The following is a 19269-nucleotide window of genomic DNA, read 5'->3' as shown; positions in this document are numbered from 1 at the left end:
TGGCCGGCACTCAAAGACGCCAGTATGGAGCCTCGCCAATGCGTTGCACCATGAAGTCGATGAAGCTGCGCACCTTAGAGGAAACGATCCGTTTCGGCGGATAGATAAACCACAGCGAGGTACCTACCTCTCCAGGCTGGCACTGCCATGCTGATAACCAGCGCACCAACGTGCCTTGGCGGATCGCCGTAGCGACCAGCCAAGCCGGCAGCAGGACGGGGCCCTGCCCCGCCTGCGCGGCGACTAGCTGAGCCTCAAGGTCGTTGGTTCGCAACGTAACCGTGTGACTTTGCCGGACTGTCTCGCCAGCGTGGCTCCAATACAGGTCCAGACGTTGGCTGGACGCAATGAAGCCTTGATCCGCCAGGGCCTCTGGATGCTCTGGTCCGCTCGGCTCATGCCACAATGAGGGCGCGGCGCACAGCACCCACTGCTCGTCAGCAATCTTCCTGGCTTTAAGCGAGGAGTCCGGCAAGCAACCGAGACGTATTGCTAAGTCGGCTCCGGCGTCGATGAGATTGACCTGACTCTCCTCACAGGTGAGATCGACTTGGATTTGTGGAAATCGCGCCCTGAACTCGCTCAGCGCCGGCACGATGTGGTGCCGGGCAAACGCCGGTGGTGCGTTAAGTTGGAGCACGCCACGGGGCTCGTCATTCAACGAAGAGGCTGCGGCGCGCGCGACTTCCAGTTCATCCAGCACGCGCTGAGCATGTACCAGGAATGTTCTCCCGCCCTCTGTCAGCCTCAGCGCGCGGGTTGAGCGATTAAACAAAGCAATACCCAGGTCCGTCTCTAAGTCTCTTACGTACCGAGAAATAGTTGAGGCCTTCACCTCCAGTCGTTCTGCCGCCCGTGAGAAGTTGCTCTGCCGCGCCGCCTCGACGAAGGCATTCAAAGCACTGAAATAATCCAAACCCCGACCTCTATAGCATCCATAGGGTGCATCGCTGCCCCCATCACTGTTCCCAATATCCGGGGCTCTGGTACACCAGCTTCAGGTACTCAATAAAATGCCGCACCTTGGCTGGCAAGAAGCGCTGCTGTGGATACACCGCTTGGATATCGTAGTCATCGAGGGCAAAGTCATCCAGAACCGTGACCAGTTCGCCGCTTAGCAACTCCTTCTGAATCTCCCACGTCGAGCGCCAGCCGATCCCCAAGCCTTGGCGCATCCATGAGAACAGCAGTTCGCCATCGTTACACGCGAGACTGCCGCTGACCCGCATCGCTACCTGTCGGCCATTCCGCTGGAATACCCAGCCCCGTTGCTGGCCGCCCTGCAAAGTAAATGCCAAGCAATTGTGGTCGGCCAGGTCCTCCAGGGTGGTCGGACGGCCATTCCGGGCAAAGTATTCAGGAGTGCCACAAACTACCCGACGATTGCTGAACAACTTGACCGCTACATAGTTCGGGTCGGTTACCCCGCCAATGCGGATGCTCATGTCGTAGCCCTCGCTAACCAGATCGACGAGGCTGTCGGTGAGGTTGAACGAGAGCTTCAAGTTGGGAAACTCTTGGTGAAACCCCAATGCGTGCGGGGCAACGTGAACTCTGCCAAAAGAAGCGGGCGCCGAAACCATCAGGTTGCCTTTGACCATAGAGCCGCAGCCACTGATATCGGCCTCCATGTCGTCAAAATCACGCAGCAGTAACCTAGCGCGCTCCAGCAATTGCTCCCCAAGTTCGGTCAGGCGCAAACCCCGAGTCGATCGGTGCATCAGTTTCACGCCCAAGCGTTTCTCCAATGCATCTAGTCGCCTACCGAGTATTGCCGGGGTCACCCCTTCGCTCAGCGCGGCAGAAGCGAAGCTGCCCTTCTGGGCAACCTGAACGAAGCTATGTAGCTCTGTGTACCGTGCCATTCGATACCTTTCATATCGACAGAAAACATTTTTCAGGTGTTCTAACGCACGCAAGCCTAATACAGACTGACCTCCACTACAAAAATTATCGACCCGTGCGAAGGAGTACACAATGGCCAAAATGAGAGCAATCGAGGCCGCCGTTCTGGTGCTGCGCCGTGAAGGTATCGATACCGCATTCGGTATCCCCGGAGCCGCAATCAATCCGTTCTACGCTGCCTTGAAAAAAATTGGTGGAATCGACCATGTATTGGCCCGCCATGTCGAGGGTGCCTCGCACATGGCCGAGGGCTACACCCGTACCCACGCAGGTAATATCGGCCTGTGCATCGGCACATCCGGCCCGGCTGGCACCGACATGGTCACTGGCCTGTACAGCGCCTCGGCAGATTCCATTCCGATTCTCTGCATCACAGGGCAAGCCCCTCGAGCTCGACTGCACAAGGAAGACTTCCAGGCCGTCGACATCACCAGCATTGTCAAACCGGTGACCAAGTGGGCCACTACTGTGCTGGAGCCGGGTCAGGTGCCCTATGCCTTCCAGAAAGCTTTTTACGAAATGCGCAGTGGCCGGCCCGGCCCAGTACTGATCGACCTGCCATTTGACGTGCAGATGGCCGAGATCGAGTTTGACATCGACGCCTACGAGCCGCTACCGGTGCACAAGCCCCAAGCCAGTCGCGTTCAGGCCGAGAAGGCTCTTGCCATGCTCAATGCCGCTGAGCGCCCGCTGATCGTCGCCGGTGGCGGTATCATCAACGCCGACGCCAGTGACAAGCTGGTGGCCTTCGCCGAACTGACCGGCGTGCCGGTAATCCCTACCCTGATGGGCTGGGGAACCCTGCCCGATGACCACCCGTTGATGGCGGGCATGTGTGGCCTGCAGACCTCGCACCGCTACGGCAACGCTACCCTGCTCGAGTCGGATCTGGTGTTCGGCATCGGCAATCGCTGGGCCAACCGCCATACTGGCTCTGTCGACGTCTACACCGAAGGCCGCACGTTTGTGCACGTGGACATCGAACCGACCCAGATCGGTCGTGTGTTCACCCCGGACCTCGGCATCGTCTCCGACGCAGGCGCCGCCCTCGATGTATTCCTCGAGGTAGCTCGCGAGTGGCAGGCCGCTGGCAAGCTCAAGGACCGCAAAGCCTGGGCTGAAGCCTGCCGTGAACGCAAACGCACCCTGCAACGCAAGACCCACTTCGACGAAGTGCCGGTCAAGCCGCAACGGGTATACGAGGAAATGAATCGTTTCTTCGGCAAGGATACTTGCTACGTCAGTACCATCGGTCTGTCGCAGATTGCCGGCGCCCAGTTCCTGCACGTGTACAAGCCGCGTCACTGGATCAACTGCGGCCAGGCGGGGCCGTTGGGTTGGACCATCCCCGCTGCTCTCGGCGTGGTGAAAGCCGATCCAGAGCGCCAGGTCGTCGCGTTGTCTGGTGACTACGACTTCCAGTTCATGATCGAGGAACTGGCGGTGGGCGCACAGTTCAACCTGCCGTACATCCACGTGCTGGTGAATAACGCCTACCTCGGTCTGATTCGCCAAGCCCAGCGTGGTTTTGACATCGACTACTGCGTGCAGCTGTCGTTCGAAAACGTCAACGCGCCAGAACTGGGTAGCTACGGCGTGGACCACGTGACCGTGGTTGAGGGCTTAGGCTGCAAGGCCATCCGTGTATTCGACGCGAACCAGTTGCCCGCCGCCTTCGCCCAGGCCCGCGAACTGATGGAAACCTTCCGCGTACCGGTGGTGGTCGAGGTAATCCTGGAGCGCGTCACGAACATCGCCATGGGTACTGAGATCAACGCCATTAACGAATTTGAGGCGCTGGCTACCAGTCGAGCCGACGCCCCTACTTCCATCCTGCCACTGGACTGACCCGGAGCCGATCATGCCTCGTTTTGCCGCTAACCTGTCCATGCTGTTCACCGAGGTGGACTTCCTGGACCGTTTTAAAGCCGCCGCCCAGGCCGGATTCCGTGGTGTCGAGTACCTGTTCCCCTACGATTACCCCGTAGAGGAGATCCGCGCCCGCCTGGATGCCAACCAACTGCAACAGGTGCTCTTCAATCTGCCCGCTGGCGACTGGGCTAAGGGTGAGCGTGGTATCGCCTGCCTGCCGGAACGGGTCGAGGAGTTCCGTGCCGGCGTCGACATTGCCATTGAATACGCCAAGGTGCTGGGTAACACCCAGGTTAACTGTCTGGCTGGCATCACGCCGCAGGGTGTAGACCCGTTCATGGTGCAAAACACCCTGCTCGACAACCTCGAGTACGCTGCCGACCGCCTCGAAGCGGTGGGCATCAAGCTGGTGATGGAGATGATCAATACCCGTGACATCCCCGGTTTCTACCTGAACACCACGAAGCAAGCGCTGGAGATTCGTGAACAGGTCGGCAGCCCAAACCTGTTCCTGCAGTACGACATCTACCACATGCAGATCATGGAAGGGGACCTGGCACGCACGATGGCAGCCAACCTCGCTGCGATCAACCACATCCAGTTGGCCGACAATCCTGGGCGCAACGAGCCCGGCACTGGCGAGATCAATTATGCGTTCCTGTTCGAACACCTGGACCGCATTGGCTACCAAGGCTGGGTGGGCGCGGAATACAAGCCACTGACAACAACCAAAGCGGGGCTCGGCTGGCTCAAGGCCTGATCGAGACCAAAGCCCCCATACAGTTCCGTGACACGTAACTGTATGGGGTCAATAAATAGAAAAGAGGCAATTTCTCATGGCTAAAATCGGTTTCATCGGCACTGGTATCATGGGCAAGCCCATGGCCCAAAACCTGCAAAAAGCAGGTCATGAACTGTTCGTTTCTACCCACCATGACCCGGTGCCCGCCGACCTCATCGCCACACCACTGCCCAGCCCAAAAGCGGTGGCCGAAGCAGTTGAGTTCATCATCGTCATGGTGCCCGACACCCCTCACGTTGAGGATGTTCTGTTTCGTCAAAACGGTGTAATCGAGGGCGTGGGCGAAGGCAAGGTGGTGATCGACATGAGTTCGATCTCACCAACCGCCACCAAGGTTTTCGCCGAGAAGGTCAAGGCCACCGGCGCTGCCTACCTCGACGCCCCAGTGTCCGGCGGCGAAGTCGGTGCCAAAGCCGCGACCCTGAGCATCATGGTCGGTGGCTGCCCGAACGCCTTCGAACGCGCTCTGCCGCTGTTCCAGGCCATGGGCAAGAACATCACCCGCGTCGGTGGTAACGGTGACGGCCAGACCGCCAAGGTCGCCAACCAGATCATCGTCGCCCTGAACATCCAGGCCGTCGCCGAAGCGCTGCTGTTCGCCGCCAAGAACGGCGCAGATCCTGCCAAGGTACGTGAAGCACTGATGGGCGGCTTCGCCTCCTCGAAGATCCTCGAAGTGCACGGCGAGCGCATGATCAAGGGCACCTTCGACCCAGGCTTCCGCATCAGCCTGCACCAGAAGGACCTGAACCTGGCCCTGCAAGGCGCCAAGGAACTGAACATCAACCTGCCCAACACTGCCAACGCGCAACAGGTGTTCAGCACCTGCGCGGCCATCGGTGGCAGCAACTGGGACCACTCCGCACTGATCAAAGGCCTTGAGCACATGGCCAACTTCTCGATCCGCGACGAGAAGTGATTCCCTAGCGACTACAGCGGTTTCTTCGCTGGAAGTTCGCAAAGCGTCCAGCACTGTCTGACTTGCGACCACGGGTCAGGCAGCGGCAATGAGCAATACCCGCCCTTGGTTCGGCCTGCACGGAGGCAGTTCCAGGGGCGTTTTCGATTCTGCAGAACAACAAGAATTTTGGGAGCCTGCCATGTCGGTCGATCCGCAAAAAATCCTTCGCAAGCTGTTCGATACAGCCATCAACGCCGCGCATCCCCGCCAGGTGCTCGAAGCCCATCTGCCCAGCGACCGCACCGGCCGCGTCATCGTCATCGGCGCTGGCAAAGCCGCCGCAGCCATGGCCGAAGTGGTCGAGCGCAGTTGGCAAGGCGACGTCTCGGGCCTGGTGGTCACCCGCTACGGCCACGGCGCCAACTGCTCGAAGATCGAGGTGGTCGAAGCCGCCCACCCGGTACCGGACGCCGCGGGCCTGGCCGTTGCCAAGCGCGTGCTGGAGATGGTCAGCAACCTCACCGAAGACGACCGTGTCATCTTCCTGCTTTCCGGCGGTGGCTCTGCCCTGCTGGCCCTGCCCGCCGAAGGCCTGACCCTGGCCGACAAGCAGCAGATCAACAAGGCGCTGCTCAAGTCCGGCGCCACCATCGGCGAGATGAACTGCGTGCGCAAGCACCTCTCGGCGATCAAGGGCGGCCGCCTGGCCAAGGCCTGCTGGCCGGCCACGGTCTACACCTATGCGATTTCCGATGTACCGGGCGACCTCGCCACGGTCATCGCCTCCGGCCCCACCGTGGCCGACCCGAGCACCAGCGCCGAAGCCCTGGCGATCATCAAGCGCTACAACATCGCCGCACCAAAAGCGGTGATCGACTGGCTGAACAACCCGGCTTCGGAAACCGTCAAGGAAAACGACCCGGCCCTGGCCCGCAGCCACTTCCAGTTGATCGCCAAGCCCCAGCAGTCGCTGGACGCCGCCGCCGTGATCGCCCGCAAGCACGGCTTCAGCCCGTTGATCCTTGGCGACCTGGAAGGCGAGTCGCGTGAAGTGGCCAAGGTGCACGCCGGCATCGCCCGGCAGATCCGCCTGCATGGCCAGCCGCTGGCCGCGCCCTGCGTGATCCTTTCCGGCGGCGAGACCACCGTGACCGTGCGCGGCAACGGCCGTGGCGGGCGCAACGCCGAGTTCCTGCTGAGCCTGACCGAAAGCCTCAAGGGCCTGCCGGGCGTCTACGCCCTGGCCGGTGACACCGACGGCATCGACGGTTCGGAAGAGAACGCCGGGGCGATCATGACCCCCGACAGCTACGCCCGCGCCCAGGCCCTGGGCCTGTCGGCCGCCGACGAGCTGGACAACAACAACGGCTACGGCTACTTCGCCGCGCTGGATGCGCTGATCGTCACCGAGCCGACCCGCACCAACGTCAACGATTTCCGCGCCATCCTGATCCTCGAGACTGCCCAACATGACGCCTGATAAAAAAGTAAAGATCCTTGCCACCCTGGGCCCTGCGATCAAGGGCATCGACGACGTACGCCAGTTGGTCGAGGCCGGGGTGAACATCTTCCGCCTCAACTTCAGCCACGGCGAGCACGCCGACCATGCGATGCGTTTCAAGTGGATCCGCGAAGTGGAAAGCCAACTGAACTACCCACTGGGCATCCTCATGGACCTGCAAGGTCCGAAACTGCGCGTTGGCCGCTTTGCCGAAGGCAAGGTCCATCTGCAACGTGGCCAGTCTCTACGCCTGGACTTGGATGGCACGCCGGGCGATGAGCGTCGAGTTAATCTGCCGCACCCTGAGATCATCGCCGCCCTGGAGCTGGGCATGGATCTGCTACTGGACGATGGCAAGTTGCGCCTGCGGGTGACCGCCAAGCACGCTGATGCTATCGACACCGAGGTGCTCAATGGTGGCGAGCTGTCCGACCGCAAGGGCGTGAACGTGCCGCAGGCGGTGCTCGACCTCTCTCCGCTCACCGAGAAAGACCGCCGCGACCTGACCTTCGGCCTGGAACTGGGCGTGGACTGGGTGGCGCTGTCGTTCGTGCAGCGCCCGCAGGACATCGTCGAGGCGCGCCAACTGATCGGCGACCGTGCCTTCCTCATGGCCAAGATCGAGAAACCGTCGGCCGTTACCCAACTGCGCGAGATCGCCGAACTGAGCGACGCGATCATGGTCGCCCGTGGTGACCTAGGTGTGGAAGTGCCGGCCGAAAGCGTGCCGCAGATCCAGAAGAGCATCATCACCATCTGCCGCCAGTTGGGCCGCCCGGTGGTCGTTGCGACCCAGATGCTCGAGTCCATGCGATTCTCCCCTGCCCCGACCCGCGCTGAGGTCACGGACGTAGCCAACGCCGTGGCCGAAGGTGCGGACGCGGTGATGTTGTCGGCCGAGACTGCCTCGGGTGACTACCCACTGGAAGCGGTGCAGATGATGAGTAAGATCATCCGCCAGGTTGAAGCGGGCCCGGATTACCAGGTGCAGTTAGACGTTGGACGGCCTCAGGCCGAGGCCACTGTCTCGGATGCGATCAGTTGTGCGATCCGCCGGATCAGCGGCATTCTGCCGGTGGCGGTGCTGGTGAATTATAGCGAATCAGGGGCGTCGACCCTGCGTGCCGCCCGTGAGCGCCCGAGAGCTCCTATCCTCAACCTGACACCAAATCTGAACACAGGTCGACGTCTGAGCGTCGCCTGGGGCGTCTATTCGGTCGTCAATCAACGGTTGCGGAAGGTCGAGGATGTTACGAGTACAGCACTCTCTCAAGTGCAATTGCTGGAAATGGCCAAGCCCGGCGACACGGTTGTCATAACCGCCGGTATGCCGTTTGGACGCCTTGGCAGCACCAACACGTTACGCATAGAACAAATTCCCATGAGCTAGGACCCTCAGGCCATAGTCCCGAGCACAGGCGCTTACAAGCGCCTGTTTTTATTTCCAACCTTCCAGGCGCATAGTCGCTCGAACCAGGCGTTGTTCTTCTTGCTCAATCTCTTGCAGGTTGTCACGGACGCTAGTGATGTGTTCTCGAGCAGCTCGTTGGGCCTGTTCGGGTAACTGCTCCATCACCGCATGGTAGAGCCGAGAGTGCTGGCGATCGATCTGCCGTTTCTGCGCTGGCCGACAGTAGAGATTATTGACGGAAGCAAACACCGTGCTGAGCGTCAAATCGCTGAGTGACTGCAAGGTGTGCACTAAGACCGGGTTATGCGAAGCCTCACTAATCGCTCTGTGGAAGGCATGGTCGCGCCGGGCGTGCTCACGTGGGTCATGGGATTCTGGATTCTCATGGGCGTCTACCATCTCGTCGTAGCGACGTTTGATCAGCACCCGATCAATATCAGTCGCACGTAGTGCGGCCAGTCTGGCCGACTCTGCTTCAAGAAGTGCTCGCACTTCCAGCAGGTCGAACAGCGTCCGCGGTTGTGAGCTAAAAAGGTGCATCAAAGGGGTCGCATTACCTGTCCTACTCAAATCTGCAACGAATGAACCCCGCCCTTGTTCGGTCTCAACAATGCCTCTGCCACGTAGCACTCGCAAACCTTCCCGTAATGCTGATCGCGAGCATCCCAGCTTCTCCACCAGACGTCGCTCAGAAGGCAATGCCTGGCCAACCTTGAGTACACCATCGACGATCAGCTTTTCGATACGTTCGGCCACTTGATCGGCGATCTGTACTTTTTCATGCTTCTGCGAAACCACGGTGTTCATTGCCACCTCTCAACTGGTAGGACCAGCTTCTTATTGTTATCTCGTTAGAGAAAGATTTTCACGCAAAAACCTCTCTACCACCACATTCATTTTAGCCATGCGGCAAAAAAGTGGTCCTACCAGTTGGCGTGCTCATCGACTCCCCGCGATAGAACGAGCAGCCTAATCTCGACTTCGGTCTGGTGAGCCAGCGTCGTATGGGTGATCCCCCCAGGCGCCCCGGCCACGCCAAAAAACAACAAAAATACAAGTGAGCCTTATGAATATTCTCTACGATGAGCGAGTCGACGGTGCCCTGCCGCGGGTCGACAAGGCTGCCCTGCTTTTTGAGCTACAAGAGTCCCTTCCAGATCTGGAAATCCTCCACAGCCAAGAAGATCTCCTTCCCTACGAGTGTGATGGTCTTTCCGCCTACCGTGTGGTTCCGCTGTTGGTGGTACTGCCTAAGCGGATCGAGCACGTCCAAGCCCTTTTAAAGATTTGTCATGCCCGTCAGGTCCCGGTGGTCGCACGCGGCGCTGGCACAGGTCTATCCGGAGGCGCCCTGCCACTGGAGCAAGGCATTCTGTTGGTAATGGCCCGCTTCAACCGAATCATTGAGGTCAATCCCGAAGGTCGTTACGCACGGGTTCAGCCCGGTGTTCGTAACCTGGCGATTTCTCAGGCGGCTGCGCCTCATGGGTTGTACTACGCACCTGATCCTTCCTCACAGATCGCTTGCTCAATCGGCGGCAACGTCGCCGAGAACGCAGGTGGCGTGCATTGTCTGAAGTACGGTTTAACCGTACACAACCTGCTCAAGGTTGAGATTCTCACCATCGAAGGCGAGTACATGACCTTGGGCAGCGATGCGCTAGACGCCCCAGGGTTTGACCTGTTGGCGCTGTTTACTGGTTCTGAAGGCATGTTGGGCATTGTCACTGAGGTGACTGTCAAACTGTTGCCCAAGCCCCAGGTCGCACGCGTTTTGCTGGCTAGCTTCGACTCGGTGGAAAAAGCCGGGCGCGCAGTTGGCGATATCATCGCCGCCGGCATCATCCCCGGGGGGCTGGAGATGATGGACAACCTGTCTATCCGCGCCACGGAGGACTTCATTCACGCCGGTTACCCCGTGGACGCTGCTGCCATCCTGTTGTGCGAGCTTGACGGCGTAGAGTCCGACGTGCAGGAGGACTGCGAATGCGTCGAGGCAGTGCTTCGGGCTGCGGGCGCGACCGACGTGCGTCTGGCCTGCGATGAAGCCGAGCGCGCGCGCTTCTGGGCCGGACGCAAGAACGCCTTCCCGGCGGTGGGGCGCATCTCTCCAGACTATTACTGCATGGACGGCACCATTCCACGCCGTGAGTTGCCGGGCGTGCTCAATGGCATCACGGAGCTTTCGGAACAATACGGTTTGCGTGTCGCCAACGTATTCCATGCCGGCGACGGCAATATGCATCCGCTGATTCTCTTCGATGCCAACCAGCCTGGTGAACTGGAGCGTGCCGAGGCGTTGGGCGGGAAGATCCTCGAGCTGTGCGTGGCAGTCGGTGGCAGCATCACCGGTGAGCACGGTGTGGGCCGCGAGAAAATCAACCAGATGTGCGCGCAATTCAACAGCGATGAGCTGACCCTGTTCCACGCCGTCAAGCACGCCTTCGACCCGCAGGGCCTGCTCAACCCCGGCAAGAATATCCCTACCCTGCACCGCTGCGCCGAATTTGGCTCGATGCACGTGCACCACGGCAAGTTGCCCTTCCCTGAACTGGAGCGCTTCTGATGCGACACGATCACGACGCTAGCGCTGCCCTGCTGGAGCAGGTCAATCAGGCGCTCAACGAACGCACGCCTCTGCGCATTCAGGGCAGCAACAGCAAGAATATGCTTGGCCGTCCGGTCACGGGCGAGGTGCTTGATACCCGCAGCCACCGCGGGATTGTCAGCTATGACCCCACCGAGTTGGTACTAACCGCCCGCGCCGGTACGCCGTTGGTGGACATCGAGGCCGCGCTCGACGCCGCCGGCCAGATGCTGCCTTTCGAGCCACCGCATTTTGGCCCTGGAGCCACCCTCGGCGGCATGGTCGCCGCCGGACTTTCCGGCCCACGCCGCCCTTGGGCCGGCTCGGTACGGGACTATGTACTGGGCACCCGCGTTATCACCGGTCACGGCAAACTGCTGCGCTTCGGTGGTGAAGTAATGAAGAACGTCGCTGGCTACGATCTCTCGCGGCTGATGGCGGGTAGTTTCGGGTGCCTGGGGGTGTTGACCGAAGTGTCGCTGAAGGTGCTACCCAAGCCGCGCAAGTGCCAGAGCCTGCGCTTGGAAATGGACCTGCACCAGGCCTTGGGCGAGCTGGCCGAATGGGGCCAGCAACCGATACCGATCAGTGCAGCCTCCTACGACGGGCATGCCCTGCACCTGCGCCTGGAAGGCGGCGAAGGCTCGGTGGCCTCCGCGGTCGAGCGTCTGGGAGGTGAGGACCTCGATGGTAGTTATTGGACTGACCTGCGTGAGCAACGCCTGGGCTTTTTCGAGGCCCCTCAACCGCTGTGGCGCCTTTCGCTGCCACACAACAGCGCGCCGATCGAATTGCCAGGCAGGCAGTTGCTGGACTGGGGGGGCGCACAGCGCTGGTTGAAGTCCGACGTCCCCGCAGAACTGATTCGCCAGGCGGTAGCCCGCATCGGCGGTCATGCGACTCTTTATGAATCAGATCCGGCGTCGTTCCATCCGCTGGTGGCACCGCTGCTGCGCTACCACCGCAATCTCAAGTTGCAACTCGATCCCCAGGGCATCTTCAACCCGGGCCGCCTGTACGCCGAAGTCTGAGAGTGCACCATGCAAACTAATCTGAGCGAACAAGCCAAAAGTCTTCCCCGTGCAGAGGAAGCCGAACGTATTCTGCGCTCCTGCGTGCATTGCGGGTTCTGCACGGCCACCTGCCCCACCTACCAACTGCTGGGCGATGAGTTGGATAGTCCACGCGGACGCATTTACCTGATCAAGCAGGTGCTCGAAGGCCAGCCGGTCACGGCCAAGACCCAAGCTCACCTGGACCGCTGCCTGACCTGCCGCAACTGTGAAACCACCTGTCCGTCCGGAGTTCAGTACCACAACCTGCTCGACATCGGCCGCGCCGTGGTTGAGCAACAGGTGCCTCGCCCGCTGGGCCAGCGGCTACTGCGTGAGGGCCTGCGTGCAGTGGTACCGCGTCCTGCACTGTTCAGGGCCTTGACCAGCACCGCCAAAGCCTTCCGTCCGTTGCTGCCGCAAACCCTACAAGCCAAGCTACCGCGCCATCCGCACCCGGCTAAGCCTCGTCCTCAACTGTTGCATGCACGTCGTGTGCTAATGCTCGAAGGCTGCGTGCAACCTGCCCTCTCGCCCAACACAAATGCGGCGGCAGCACGTGTGCTTGACCGCTTGGGCATTTCTGTGACTGCGGCCCGCGAAGCCGGTTGCTGTGGTGCAGTGGACTACCACCTCAATGCTCAAGAAAAGGGCTTGGAACGCGCCCGGCGCAATATCGATGCCTGGTGGCCAGCTATCGAGGCAGGTGCCGAAGCCATCGTACAGACGGCCAGTGGCTGCGGCGCTTTTGTGCGCGACTACGGCCATCTGCTCGAAGACGACCCTGCATACGCCGAAAAGGCCGCGCGGGTCAGTACTCTGGCTCGTGACTTGGTCGAGGTGTTGCGCGACGAGCCATTGGAACGGCTGGGTATCCACGGCGATCGTCGCTTGGCCTTCCACTGCCCCTGCACTCTGCAACATGCACAAAAGCTCGGTGGCGCTGTTGAAGGTGTGCTTGAGCGACTGGGCTTCAGCCTAACCGCCGTGCCTGACAGTCACCTGTGTTGCGGTTCGGCAGGCACCTATTCGCTGACTCAGCCGGAACTGTCATTTCAACTGCGCGACAACAAGCTCAACGCCCTGGAAAGCGGCAATCCGGAAGTTATCGTCACCGCCAACATCGGCTGCCAGACCCACCTCGACGGCGCTGGACGCACACCTGTGCGCCATTGGATTGAACTGGTGGAAGAAGCACTCGTTTAGGTGACTCCGATGATCTCCCACGGCGCTACGTTCCGTCCGTGGGAGTTCCCGAAGTGCCATTCGATACCTTTTGTATCGGCAGAAAACGCTTTCCAAGTGTTCTGCCGCTAACAAGCCTCATCCAGACTGATAGCCACAGAAAACCTAGTGCCATGCAACGCATAGCAGTATGCAAGAAGCACTAGCCAGGAGAACACCATGCAACGCAAAGCTGTGCTCGAACAAGCCGAAGTCGCCCGCATCCTCGCTGCCGCACGCGAAGAGGCGCAGCGTAACCAGTGGGCGGTGTGTATCGCCGTAGTCGATGACGGCGGCCACCCGCTGGCCCTCGAGCGCCTCGATGGTTGCGCCCCCATCGCTGCTTACATCGCCACCGAAAAGGCTCGCAGCGCAGCGCTCGGCCGACGCGACACCAAGGGTTACGAGGAAATGGTCAACGGCGGGCGCACCGCGTTTGTCAGCGCACCGCTGCTGACATCGCTCGAAGGGGGCCTTCCGCTGCGGGTGGACGGGCAAGTGGTTGCTGCCGTGGGCGTTTCCGGAGTGAAGGCCGAACAGGATGCCCAAGTGGCTGCAGCCGGGATCGCTGCGCTCTGAGCGCGGCTTCAAGAACAGATGAACCAAGCGATAGGAGAGACGAGAATGACCGAGCGCGTGCCATGCCAGCGTTTGCAGGTGGCTGAGAACTTCAAGCACTTCATCGAGGATGAGGTGCTCCCCGGCACCGAGATTACGTCGGATCATTTCTGGAGGGGGCTCGATGCCCTGGTGCACGATCTGGCGCCGCGCAACCGCGCTTTGCTGGCCGAGCGTGTTCACTTGCAGGGCGAATTGGATACCTGGCACCGCGCCCACCCCGGGCCGGTAACGGACATGGAGGCCTATCAGCGCTTCCTTGGCTGCATCGGTTATCTGCTGCCACAACCTGAAAAGGTTAAGGTCGGCACGGACCATGTCGACCGTGAGGTAGCAGTGCAGGCCGGCCCGCAGTTGGTGGTGCCGGTGATGAACGCACGCTATGCGCTCAACGCCGCTAATGCCCGTTGGGGCTCGTTGTACGATGCCCTGTATGGCACCGACGCCATCGCCGAAGACGGCGGCGCCAGCAAGGGGCCTGGATACAATCCGGTGCGTGGCGCTCGAGTCATTGCGTTCGCCCGCGCCTTCCTCGACCAGGCCTTCCCCCTGCAGGGCGGTTCTCACGTCGATGCCAGCGCCTACCAGGTAGTGGATGGTCAATTGCGGGTATCGCTGCATAGCGGTGAAGCGATCGGTTTGGCCCAATCGGATCAATTCGTTGGTCACCAGGGCGAAGCATTGTCACCGACCGTCGTACTGCTCGTGCATCGTGACTTGCACGTGGAGATCCAGATCGACCCGACCAGCCCAGTCGGCAGCACCGATGCCGCTGGCGTCAAGGACCTGGTGCTGGAGTCGGCCTTGACCACCATCATGGACTGCGAAGATTCAGTGGCCGCGGTCGATGCCGATGACAAGGTGGCTGTCTACCGTAACTGGCTGGGCCTGATGAAGGGCGACCTGACTGAAACCGTGAGCAAGAACGGGAAGGCATTCACGCGTACCCTGAACCCTGACCGCACCTACCAGGGCCGCGACGGTAAACCAGTAACCCTGCCGGGGCGCTCGCTGCTGTTCGTGCGCAACGTTGGTCATCTGATGAGCACCCCAACCATCCTCGATCAGGAAGGTCAGGAGATTCCCGAAGGAATTCTCGATGCCGTAATCACTAGCCTTGCAGCCGTTCACGACCTGCGCCGCCGCGGCAACTCGCGTAGCGGCAGCGTCTATATCGTGAAGCCCAAGATGCACGGCCCTGCTGAGGTAGCATTTGCCAACAGGCTGTTTGGTCGAGTTGAGGATCTTCTTGGCCTGGCCCCTCATACCTTGAAGATGGGCATCATGGACGAGGAGCGCCGCACCAGCATCAACCTCAAGGCGTGCATCGCCGAAGCCGCCAACCGAGTGGTGTTCATCAATACCGGGTTCCTCGACCGTACGGGCGACGAGATGCACTCGACCATGGAAGCCGGCGCCATGCTGCGCAAGGGCGACATGAAGTCGACTCCCTGGATCCAGTCCTATGAGCGCAACAACGTACTGGTGGGGCTGGACTGTGGCCTGCGTGGACGGGCGCAAATCGGCAAGGGCATGTGGGCCATGCCGGACCTGATGGCAGCCATGCTTGAACAGAAAATTGCTCACCCCAAGGCCGGCGCCAACACTGCGTGGGTACCTTCGCCTACCGCCGCGACGCTGCATGCGCTGCATTACCACCAAGTAGACGTGCGTCAAGTGCAACAAGAGTTGGAACGCATCGACCTGGACAGCCAGCGCGCCGAGTTGCTGCAAGGCCTGCTCAGTGTGCCGGTCAGTGTCGATCGCAACTGGAGCCCGGCCGAGATCCAGGCAGAACTGGATAACAACTGCCAGAGCATCCTTGGCTATGTAGTGCGCTGGATCGAACAGGGCGTTGGTTGTTCCAAAGTGCTCGATATCCACGACGTAGGTTTGATGGAAGACCGCGCCACCCTGCGTATCTCCGCCCAGCATATTGCGAACTGGCTGCACCATCGTGTGGTTAGCACTGGCCAAGTCCGTGCAGCGCTGGAGCGCATGGCTCAGGTGGTCGATGGGCAGAATGCTGGGGACCAAGCCTACCGCCCGATGGCGCCGGACTTTGAAAGCAGCCATGCCTTCCGCGCCGCCTGTGACCTGGTGTTCAAGGGACGTGAGCAGCCAAGTGGCTACACAGAGCCGCTGCTCCATGCCTGGCGGTTACGCTTCAAACAGGCTCGCTGAACCCGTACCTGCCCGTCGCTGATGAGCTCACTCCCACATGACTGCACCGCGTCTGTGGGAGATCCCAAATAACGTTTTCGCAGCATCCAGTGCCGACAGGATCTGGCTTGCCAGCGAGGAGGCATTGCTCACCGTCATACACATTCGACCAGCTAACCCCGTCGAAACATCCGCATCACCCTTACAAGCTATCAACAATAAAAAGAGGCTTTTAACATGCAAACTTGGGAACAGATGTACACTCCCCTCGGCAGCCTGGGCTTGTCAGCCTTGGTCGCGCTGATCCCGATCATTTTCTTCTTTATTGCTCTCGCCGTCTTTCGCATGAAAGGCTATATCGCCGGCACCATTACCTTGGTGTTGTCGATCCTAGTCGCCACCCTGGCCTACGACATGCCCTTGGACATGGCCTTTGCCGCTGCCGGTTACGGCTTCGCTTATGGTCTGTGGCCAATCGCCTGGATCATTGTCGCGGCCGTATTTCTCTACAAGCTTACGGTCAAAAGCGGTCAGTTCGAGGTGATTCGCAGCTCGGTGCTGTCGATCACCGATGACCAGCGCCTGCAGGTACTGCTGATCGGCTTCTCCTTCGGGGCTTTCCTCGAAGGTGCGGCCGGCTTCGGCGCGCCAGTGGCGATCACCGGTGCCTTGCTTGTGGGGCTGGGTTTCAATCCGCTGTACGCCGCAGGGCTGTGCCTGATCGCCAACACCGCACCGGTGGCCTTCGGTGCTTTGGGTGTGCCGATTATCGTCGCTGGGCAAGTGACTGGCATCGACGCGTTCAAGATTGGCGCCATGGCCGGACGCCAACTGCCGCTGCTCTCGGTCATCGTACCGTTCTGGCTGGTAGCGATCATGGACGGTTGGCGCGGCGTCAAAGAAACCTGGCCTGCCGCGCTGGTGGCCGGCGCGAGCTTTGCCATCACCCAGTACCTGACCTCGAATTACATCGGCCCGGAACTGCCGGACATCACCTCGGCGCTGGTCAGTATCGTCTCGCTGACGCTGTTCCTCAAGGTCTGGCAGCCGACCCGTGCCGCCGATCGTGAGGTGGTCAGCGTGTCCGGCGGTGCGGCGGTCATGGGCGGCTTCTCCGGCCCTCGCGGCGGTACGCCGTCGCCGTACAGCTTCGGGCAGATCCTCAAGGCTTGGTCGCCGTTCCTGATCCTCACTGTGCTGGTAACCATCTGGACGCTCAAACCATTCAAGGCGATGTTCGCCCCAGGTGGCGCGCTCGAGCAGTTGGTGCTGATGTTCAAGATTCCGCACCTGGACCAACTGGTGATGAAGGCCGCACCCATCGTCGCCCAACCCACCCCAATGGCGGCGGTGTATAAGTTCGACTTGGTGTCGGCGGGTGGTAGTGCAATCTTACTGTCGGCGCTGGTCTCGATGTTTGTCCTGCGCATCAACTGGAAGACCGGACTGGTCAGCTTTAAGGAGACCCTGGTCGAACTCAAGCTACCGATCCTGTCCATCGGCATGGTGCTGGCTTTCGCCTTCGTCACCAACTATTCCGGTATGTCTACCACCTTGGCGCTGGTGCTGGCCGGTACTGGCGCGGCGTTCCCGTTCTTCTCGCCGTTCCTGGGCTGGCTGGGGGTATTCCTGACCGGCTCCGACACCTCGTCCAATGCCCTGTTCGGCTCGCTGCAAGCCACCACCGCGCACCAGATTGGCGTCAGCGACACCCTGCTGGTCGCTGCCAATACCAGTGGCGGCGTAACCGGCAAGATGATCTCGCCGCAGTCGATCGCTGTGGCATGTGCTGCCACCAGCATCGTCGGCAAGGAGTCGGATCTGTTCCGCTTCACCTTGAAGCACAGCCTGATCTTTGCCGCCATCATCGGTCTGATCACCCTGTCCCAGGCATACGTGTTCACCGGCATGCTGGTGCACTGATACCCACCGGGCGCCGGGTTCACCGGCGCCTTTCCACCCCAATCATGATCGGTGAGAACCCATGACCTCCAATTTCAAGCAAGCAGCCCTGGACTATCATGAACATCCCACGCCAGGGAAAATCCGTATCGAACTGAGTAAGCCGGCCAACACCGCCAACGATCTTGCCTTGGCTTACAGCCCAGGCGTCGCCGAGCCAGTAAGGGCTATCGCTGCCTGCCCAGATGATGCGTACCGCTATACCAGCAAGGGCAACTTGGTCGCCGTTATCAGCAACGGTTCGGCGATCCTCGGCCTCGGCAACCTCGGCCCGCTGGCCAGTAAGCCAGTGATGGAGGGTAAAGCACTGCTCTTCAAGCGCTTTGCGGACATCGATTCGGTAGATATCGAGGTCAAGGCCACGACGCCCGAGACGTTTATCGATACCGTGGCACGCATAGCCGACACGTTCGGTGGCATCAACCTTGAAGATATCAAGGCGCCGGACTGCTTCGAGATTGAGCAGAAATTGATTGAGCTGTGCGACATCCCTGTCTTCCACGACGACCAACATGGTACGGCGATCGTGACTGCGGCCGGTCTACTCAATGCGCTAGAAATCCAGGACAAGCGCTTAGAGGACGCTCGCATCGTTTGTCTTGGTGCCGGTGCGGCAGCAACCGCTTGCATGAACCTGCTGGTTGCACTCGGCGCCCGTCGCGACAAGCTGTATATGCTGGACCGTCAAGGCGTGATCCACTCTGGTCGTGAAGGTCTCGATCCGCACAAGTTGGCATTCGCCAATGACTCAGGAGCACGCACCCTGGACGAGGCCTTGCAAGGCGCCGATGTATTCTTGGGTCTTTCTGGTGCGAACCTGTTGACCCCTGAGGCACTCGGCAATATGGCAGCGAGGCCAATCCTGTTTGCCTGCTCCAACCCTGACCCAGAGATTAGCCCTGAGTTGGCCAAATCCGTGCGTGACGATCTGATCATCGCCACCGGTCGATCTGACTACCCCAACCAAGTGAATAACGTGCTGGGCTTCCCATTCATCTTCCGTGGTGCCCTGGATGTGAGGGCTCGACATATCAATGAAGCGATGAAAATTGCGGCGGTAGAGGCACTGCGACAGTTGGCCAAAACCCCGGTCCCAAGTGACGTACTGCAGGCCTATCAACTGGACAGTCTGGCATTTGGCCGGGATTACATCTTGCCCAAACCGATGGATGCCCGCTTGCTGGTAGCGATTTCGAGCGCAGTTGCCAAGGCTGCAGTCGAGTCAGGCGTTGCCCGCCTGCCATACCCGGCGCATTACCCCGTATAGGGGT

General features: G+C 60.4%; 15 protein-coding genes. 12 read left to right on the top strand and 3 right to left on the bottom strand.

Annotated elements, in window-relative coordinates; translation table 11 throughout:
- Nucleotides 1-10 precede the first annotated feature (10 nt).
- The gene (locus HXW87_RS17585; RefSeq protein ID WP_004577342.1) at nucleotides 11-916 is read right to left on the bottom strand and encodes a LysR family transcriptional regulator; all 906 of its coding nucleotides are present in this window, start codon (nucleotides 914-916) and stop codon (nucleotides 11-13) included.
- Between the two features lie 43 nt (nucleotides 917-959).
- Entirely contained in the window at nucleotides 960-1865 is a 906-nt protein-coding gene (locus HXW87_RS17580; protein WP_004577341.1) for a LysR family transcriptional regulator, read from the bottom strand.
- Between the two features lie 112 nt (nucleotides 1866-1977).
- Here HXW87_RS17580 and gcl point away from each other — a divergent pair, with 112 nt between their 5' ends.
- From gcl to pyk, 5 genes are all read left to right on the top strand, one after another.
- Nucleotides 1978-3753: a glyoxylate carboligase gene (gene gcl, locus HXW87_RS17575; RefSeq protein ID WP_004577340.1), complete on the top strand. Its 1776-nt coding sequence runs from the start codon at nucleotides 1978-1980 to the stop codon at nucleotides 3751-3753.
- A gap of 13 nt (nucleotides 3754-3766) precedes the next feature.
- Nucleotides 3767-4537, top strand: coding sequence for a hydroxypyruvate isomerase (gene hyi, locus HXW87_RS17570; protein ID WP_004577339.1), 771 nt, complete (start codon nucleotides 3767-3769; stop codon nucleotides 4535-4537).
- Nucleotides 4538-4613: 76 nt separating this feature from the next.
- Nucleotides 4614-5498, top strand: coding sequence for a 2-hydroxy-3-oxopropionate reductase (locus HXW87_RS17565; RefSeq protein WP_004577338.1), 885 nt, complete (start codon nucleotides 4614-4616; stop codon nucleotides 5496-5498).
- A 181-nt stretch (nucleotides 5499-5679) separates the two neighbouring features.
- Nucleotides 5680-6960, top strand: coding sequence for a glycerate kinase (locus tag HXW87_RS17560; RefSeq protein ID WP_004577337.1), 1281 nt, complete (start codon nucleotides 5680-5682; stop codon nucleotides 6958-6960).
- Nucleotides 6950-8371, top strand: coding sequence for a pyruvate kinase (gene pyk / locus HXW87_RS17555; RefSeq protein WP_004577336.1), 1422 nt, complete (start codon nucleotides 6950-6952; stop codon nucleotides 8369-8371). The genes HXW87_RS17560 and pyk overlap by 11 nt, the downstream gene beginning before the upstream one ends.
- Before the next feature lie 48 nt (nucleotides 8372-8419).
- Here pyk and glcC read toward each other — a convergent pair whose 3' ends face one another.
- Complete coding sequence (glcC, locus tag HXW87_RS17550) at nucleotides 8420-9199, bottom strand: transcriptional regulator GlcC (RefSeq protein ID WP_004577335.1); 780 nt, start codon at nucleotides 9197-9199, stop codon at nucleotides 8420-8422.
- Nucleotides 9200-9458: 259 nt separating this feature from the next.
- Between glcC and glcD the strand changes: the two genes are divergently transcribed.
- The 7 genes from glcD to HXW87_RS17515 all read left to right on the top strand — a co-directional run bounded on the left by glcD (nucleotide 9459) and on the right by HXW87_RS17515 (nucleotide 19265).
- Nucleotides 9459-10958 carry a glycolate oxidase subunit GlcD gene (glcD, locus tag HXW87_RS17545; RefSeq protein ID WP_004577334.1) on the top strand — a complete coding sequence of 500 codons (1500 nt, stop codon included), beginning with the start codon at nucleotides 9459-9461 and terminating at the stop codon, nucleotides 10956-10958.
- Nucleotides 10958-12010 (top strand): glycolate oxidase subunit GlcE, encoded by a 1053-nt coding sequence (gene glcE, locus HXW87_RS17540; protein WP_004577333.1) that lies wholly within the window; start codon nucleotides 10958-10960, stop codon nucleotides 12008-12010. Before glcD ends, glcE begins: the two co-directional genes overlap by 1 nt.
- Before the next feature lie 9 nt (nucleotides 12011-12019).
- A complete protein-coding gene (gene glcF / locus HXW87_RS17535) occupies nucleotides 12020-13237 on the top strand; it encodes a glycolate oxidase subunit GlcF (RefSeq protein WP_004577332.1) in 1218 nt (405 codons plus the stop codon).
- A gap of 198 nt (nucleotides 13238-13435) precedes the next feature.
- Nucleotides 13436-13834, top strand: a complete 399-nt coding sequence (locus HXW87_RS17530) for a heme-binding protein (RefSeq protein WP_004577331.1) — start codon at nucleotides 13436-13438, stop codon at nucleotides 13832-13834.
- 45 nt (nucleotides 13835-13879) lie between these two features.
- Nucleotides 13880-16057, top strand: a complete 2178-nt coding sequence (locus HXW87_RS17525) for a malate synthase G (RefSeq protein WP_004577330.1) — start codon at nucleotides 13880-13882, stop codon at nucleotides 16055-16057.
- Nucleotides 16058-16273: 216 nt separating this feature from the next.
- The gene (locus HXW87_RS17520) at nucleotides 16274-17959 is read left to right on the top strand and encodes a lactate permease LctP family transporter (RefSeq protein WP_004577329.1); all 1686 of its coding nucleotides are present in this window, start codon (nucleotides 16274-16276) and stop codon (nucleotides 17957-17959) included.
- Between the two features lie 61 nt (nucleotides 17960-18020).
- Nucleotides 18021-19265, top strand: coding sequence for a malic enzyme-like NAD(P)-binding protein (locus HXW87_RS17515; protein ID WP_004577328.1), 1245 nt, complete (start codon nucleotides 18021-18023; stop codon nucleotides 19263-19265).
- The last annotated feature ends 4 nt before the right edge of the window (nucleotides 19266-19269 follow it).

It is taken from the genome of Pseudomonas sp. Y5-11, from assembly GCF_022368695.1.
GTDB classification, from domain to species: domain Bacteria; phylum Pseudomonadota; class Gammaproteobacteria; order Pseudomonadales; family Pseudomonadaceae; genus Aquipseudomonas; species Aquipseudomonas parakoreensis.
This window is presented reverse-complemented; position numbering and strand designations above follow the sequence as displayed.

Excerpts from the sequence above, each read along its gene's own strand:
- HXW87_RS17580 (WP_004577341.1), bottom strand. The coding sequence starts at position 1,865 with ATGGCACGGTACACAGAGCTACATAGCTTCGTTCAGGTTGCCCAGAAG.
- gcl (WP_004577340.1), top strand. The coding sequence starts at position 1,978 with ATGGCCAAAATGAGAGCAATCGAGGCCGCCGTTCTGGTGCTGCGCCGT.
- hyi (WP_004577339.1), top strand. The coding sequence starts at position 3,767 with ATGCCTCGTTTTGCCGCTAACCTGTCCATGCTGTTCACCGAGGTGGAC.
- HXW87_RS17565 (WP_004577338.1), top strand. The coding sequence starts at position 4,614 with ATGGCTAAAATCGGTTTCATCGGCACTGGTATCATGGGCAAGCCCATG.
- HXW87_RS17560 (WP_004577337.1), top strand. The coding sequence starts at position 5,680 with ATGTCGGTCGATCCGCAAAAAATCCTTCGCAAGCTGTTCGATACAGCC.
- pyk (WP_004577336.1), top strand. The coding sequence starts at position 6,950 with ATGACGCCTGATAAAAAAGTAAAGATCCTTGCCACCCTGGGCCCTGCG.
- glcC (WP_004577335.1), bottom strand. The coding sequence starts at position 9,199 with ATGAACACCGTGGTTTCGCAGAAGCATGAAAAAGTACAGATCGCCGAT.
- glcD (WP_004577334.1), top strand. The coding sequence starts at position 9,459 with ATGAATATTCTCTACGATGAGCGAGTCGACGGTGCCCTGCCGCGGGTC.
- glcE (WP_004577333.1), top strand. The coding sequence starts at position 10,958 with ATGCGACACGATCACGACGCTAGCGCTGCCCTGCTGGAGCAGGTCAAT.
- glcF (WP_004577332.1), top strand. The coding sequence starts at position 12,020 with ATGCAAACTAATCTGAGCGAACAAGCCAAAAGTCTTCCCCGTGCAGAG.
- HXW87_RS17530 (WP_004577331.1), top strand. The coding sequence starts at position 13,436 with ATGCAACGCAAAGCTGTGCTCGAACAAGCCGAAGTCGCCCGCATCCTC.
- HXW87_RS17525 (WP_004577330.1), top strand. The coding sequence starts at position 13,880 with ATGACCGAGCGCGTGCCATGCCAGCGTTTGCAGGTGGCTGAGAACTTC.
- HXW87_RS17520 (WP_004577329.1), top strand. The coding sequence starts at position 16,274 with ATGCAAACTTGGGAACAGATGTACACTCCCCTCGGCAGCCTGGGCTTG.
- HXW87_RS17515 (WP_004577328.1), top strand. The coding sequence starts at position 18,021 with ATGACCTCCAATTTCAAGCAAGCAGCCCTGGACTATCATGAACATCCC.